Consider the following 4,324-nt stretch of genomic DNA (forward strand, 5'->3'; position numbering starts at 1 on the left):
GAGGTCGGCCTCGAGGTCGCGATCGACCTGGCGCTGCAGGCGTCGCCGGACCACCCGTGGGTCAAGGAGCACCCGAAGTGGTTCTCGGTCCGCGCCGACGGCTCGATCGCGTACGCCGAGAACCCGCCGAAGAAGTACCAGGACATCTACCCGATCAACTTCGACAACGACCCGGAAGGGATCTACGCCGAAGTACTGCGGATCGTGAAGCTGTGGATCTCCAAGGGCGTCACGGTGTTCCGGGTCGACAACCCGCACACCAAGCCGGTGAACTTCTGGGAGTACCTGCTCGGCGAGATCCGCAAGTCCGACCCGGACGTGGTGTTCCTGTCCGAGGCGTTCACCCGGCGGCCGATGATGCGGGAGCTGGCCAAGGTCGGGTTCCACCAGTCGTACACGTACTTCACCTGGCGCAACGAGAAGTGGGAGCTGGAGGAGTACCTGGAGGAGCTGACGAAGGAGACCGGGCACTTCCTGCGGCCAAACTTCTTCGTGAACACGCCGGACATCCTGACCGCGTACCTGCAGTACGGCGGACCTGGTGCGTTCAAGATCCGCGCCGCGATCGCGTCCACGTCGTCGCCGGCCTGGGGTGTGTACGCCGGGTTCGAGCTGTTCGAGCACGTCGCGCTCCGGCCCGGGTCGGAGGAGTACCTGGACACCGAGAAGTTCCAGCTCCGCCCGCGGGACTGGGAGGCGGCCGAACGCGAGGGCCGCACGCTGGCGCCGTACCTGACGCTGCTGAACAACATCCGCCGCCGGCACCCGTCGCTGCAGCAGCTCCGCAACCTGACGCTGCACTCCGTCGAGGACGAGGCGATCATGTGCTACTCGAAGCGCTCGACCTCGCCCGACGGCCACAGCGACACGGTCATCGTCGTGGTGAACACCGACCCGCACTCGGTCCGCGAGTCGATGGTCCACCTGGACATGGCCGCCCTCGGTATGCGCCCCGAGGACACCTTCACCGTGTACGACGAGATCAGCGGCGCCACCTGGCGCTGGGGCCAGCAGAACTACATCAAACTCGACCCCAACGCCGAACCCGCCCACATCCTCGCCGTCCGCCGCGGCCAAGCCTGACAGGTGTGATGGAAAAGGGTGAATCCACCCCGTGCGGTGCTACGCGCGGCTCCTCCGTCGCCGTGCTACGCGCCGCGCCCACCCACCCCCGGCTGCCGCCGGACTTTCAGCTGCCGCTGCCGCGGCAATTTGCGGCTACCGCCGCGAGTTTCCGGCTGGCGCCTGGAAGTTCCAGCTGACGCCGGGGATTTCCGGCTGGCGCCGGGAAGTTCCAGCTGACGCCGGGGATTTCCGGCTGACGCCGGAGTTGCCGGCTGGCGCCGGCGAGTTGCTCGCTACGCTCGCGAGCGACCACCCCGCGCCACGCCGCACCGTGACGAGTGGGCATGCCCGCGATCGGTGCGGCCGCGCACGACGAGGGCAACCACCTTCGAGCACCTCACAGACGGCGGGGCGTGCACGGTTGGGCGGTAACGCCGACGCCTGTGAAGCCGGAGACCTCGCCGCGAAACTACGCCTGTACGTCGTCGGCACACCCGATGACCGCTCCTGCGTGAGATCCTCAGCTTCCACACAGGAGGGGGGGCGAGGATGTCAGTTCTGGATCGGATCCCGGAGGAGACCCGGAGCCGCACGGGGTGGTCCGTGCCGATCATCGTGAGCATTGTTGTCGGCTGGTTCGTCCCCAGTACGGAGCATGTGCTCGACCAGTCGGAGCGGTACTGGACGAGTGGGATGATCCTGAGCGGCTTCGTCGCCGGGCTGCTGTGGCAGTGGTAAAGCCCGCGCGAACTCTCCGAACGGCTGTTGGTGCCGACCGTCGGGGTGCTCGCGTTCGCGCTGCTCCTCCTGGTCCCGATGGGCGAGTGGTCTGCCAAGGGGCAGGAATTCACCGTGTGGTTTCCGATCGGGGTCGTGACCGGCTTGGTGTTCATGTCCTGGAGACAGCGAGTCAGAGTGTGACGCGATACCGGTTCGCCGGACTATGACAGTCAGGACCGGGCCGTCGACAGACGGCTGTTGCCTACTGATTGGCTCATAACCCCACGACTCGTAGAGCGCCTCGACCATCGTCGGGCGTGAGGCTGTTCGCGTATGCGAACCCGCTTCAGGAATCCTGCGCCGGCACGATCCGTTCAAAGACCCATTCCCATCGGAATTTCTGCGCGGCGCCGGTGCCGGATTTGACGGGTGTCAGGGACTCGCCCGAGCCGTCCTGTGGATCCACGATCCCAACTCCCGAGCGCCGGAGCAGAGCAAGGGAGGCCGACCATGCTGGGTGGTTCGTCAACTCGTGACTGGCGTACGGAACGGCGACCGTAGGTGTCTGGGAGCCGAGCGCCGCGCAGAGTGTGGTCAGTGGATACGAGTACGCGTTGCCGGTGGCCCACGCATTCAAGGTGTGGAAGGTGGCCGGAACCACTGCCACGGCATCTGCGGTGGGCGTACGCCGAGGTTCGGTGGGCTTGCGATTCCCGAGGATGACAGGTGTGTCGGTCAGATCCTGGTCCGCCAGCCAGGGAAGCGCGGCGTCAGTTGGAATGACATAGGGGTCCCAGTCCCGGGTACGTGCTGCGCGCACGCCATCACCTAGTCGAGAAGCCAGCGGCGCACCGCAGACAACAAGAAGTAGGGCACCTCTACTCATGCAGGACCACCTGTCAGAACCAGCAAGCGCGAGTAGGACAGAGCTTGCCATGCCGCAACAGACTCATAGTTGTACGCCGACCCAATGGGCGTAGCCGATGAGGTTGTCGCTTGCGTGGCGGCTGGCATGTAAGAGACCGGCGACCGTTTCGCGCACGCTCGGGTGGTACCTGGTCTTCTGCGGAGCGATCTGCCGCGCCAGCCGTAGTGAACTCATCGCACCCTCGTTGTCACCGGTCAAGAGTCGTGCTCGCGCTGTGTCAATGTGGTGATGGCCCATCCGGTCAGGTGGATAGCCTTTCGGCGGATGGACCAGTTCGGCGAGCGTGACCGCGTTGCCGTGGTTGCCGAGTTCCATCTCGACGGCCGCCGTGTGGATCGCGACGTTCGTTGCTCCGAACGAGATCGCGCCGGCGTAGCCGCTGGCCAGGTCGTTGCCGGTCACCTCGTGACCGAGCACATCCGCGAGGTGCCGTGCTTCGACGAGCTGCGCTCGAGCGGTGTCCGCATCACCTTGACGTGTCGCGAGAATGGCGGCGCGCAATCGCAGGTTGCCCGCCGCGCAGACAGCTACCGGATCAGCTGTCCGTACCCCTGTGTCGATGTCTGTGAGGGCTGCTTGGATGATCCGGTGGCCAAGCTCGTACCGGCCTGTGGTGAACGTCGAGTACGCACGCATGTAGCGATAGGTCGCAACCTGGTAGGGATCGCCACATCGAGAGGCTGAGAAGTCCATTCGGGCGAGCAGTAGTGACACGAGATCGACCAGGCCGAGCGCATAGGCGACGTCGGCCGCTGAGCGGTACAGCTGAACGAGAAGATGGTGCGCCTGTTCGGCCTCGTGGCCGACCAGTGTCTGTGAGAGCTGGACCAACTCATCGATCAAAGCAGGACTTCGGCCGAGAATCCGCGCGTAGTGCGCGTCGCGCCGGGCGAGCACCATGTCGCGGACGTCAGGCCGGATCGCCGCGAGCGGGCGCACGGGAAGGTCATCGAGTGCGAGATCGAAATTCTCCAGGGACGCGCGCAGGTCGTTGAGCGGGCCGGACAGCCGGTCTTCACTCTGTTCCTCGATGAACGGCTGACCGGTGAGGTGCGTGACCGGGATCGACATCGCTTTCGCGCATGCTACGAGAAACGACTGCGAAGCCGGCTTGGAGCCGACCTCGACCTTGGTCAGGAGGCTGTGAGAAACGTTGGCCCGTGCCGCGAGGCCGCGCTGCGTCAGCCGATTCAGCCGGCGATACGCAGCGATTCGCGCACCAGTGCTCAGCCTGCGCTCTGACATTCCGTGTCTCCGGTTCCGGGCTGTTCGTTCAGATCGAACGATACCTACGCACTCCCCGCACCGCTCGCTGAGTGTGGCCGGAGTTGCACCAAGTGTGCAACTCAGCGGGGTCGCGGCTGAGAAGAATTGACTACACAGCGCGACCGATCCTCCACGGTGGAGGGCACCCGCACCTCGGAGCGTCGCCGCAAGCAGTTCTGACGAACGCCAGGGGTCCTTGGATTGAGACGAAGAGCCTCGAAGGGAACTTCGAATGGAAGTCGATGCACATCTCGATCGCCCGGCCGAAAGCATCGGATGCCCACGCAGGTTCGTGCTTCGTCGCGCGGTCGATGTGAGCGGAGTCAGCGGCACCGGGGACGTTGC

3 protein-coding genes and 1 pseudogene are annotated in these 4,324 nt (G+C 65.3%); 2 read left to right on the top strand and 2 right to left on the bottom strand.

Going from position 1 to position 4,324, the window contains the following annotated elements; translation table 11 throughout:
• Both VFF46_RS38085 and VFF46_RS38090 read left to right on the top strand, forming a co-directional pair.
• Positions 1-1,083 (top strand): annotated as a pseudogene (locus VFF46_RS38085) (alpha-1,4-glucan--maltose-1-phosphate maltosyltransferase); the annotation flags it as partial.
• 531 nt (positions 1,084-1,614) lie between these two features.
• Positions 1,615-1,803 (top strand): hypothetical protein, encoded by a 189-nt coding sequence (locus VFF46_RS38090; protein WP_325042137.1) that lies wholly within the window; start codon positions 1,615-1,617, stop codon positions 1,801-1,803.
• Positions 1,804-2,131: 328 nt separating this feature from the next.
• On the opposite strand, the gene VFF46_RS38095 is transcribed toward VFF46_RS38090, so the two are convergent.
• Complete coding sequence (locus VFF46_RS38095) at positions 2,132-2,605, bottom strand: hypothetical protein (RefSeq protein WP_414673141.1); 474 nt, start codon at positions 2,603-2,605, stop codon at positions 2,132-2,134.
• Positions 2,606-2,734: 129 nt separating this feature from the next.
• Positions 2,735-3,958, bottom strand: a complete 1,224-nt coding sequence (locus VFF46_RS38100) for a helix-turn-helix transcriptional regulator (RefSeq protein ID WP_325042139.1) — start codon at positions 3,956-3,958, stop codon at positions 2,735-2,737.
• Positions 3,959-4,324: the final 366 nt, after the last annotated feature.

It is taken from the genome of Kribbella sp., from assembly GCF_035655035.1.
GTDB lineage: Bacteria > Actinomycetota > Actinomycetes > Propionibacteriales > Kribbellaceae > Kribbella.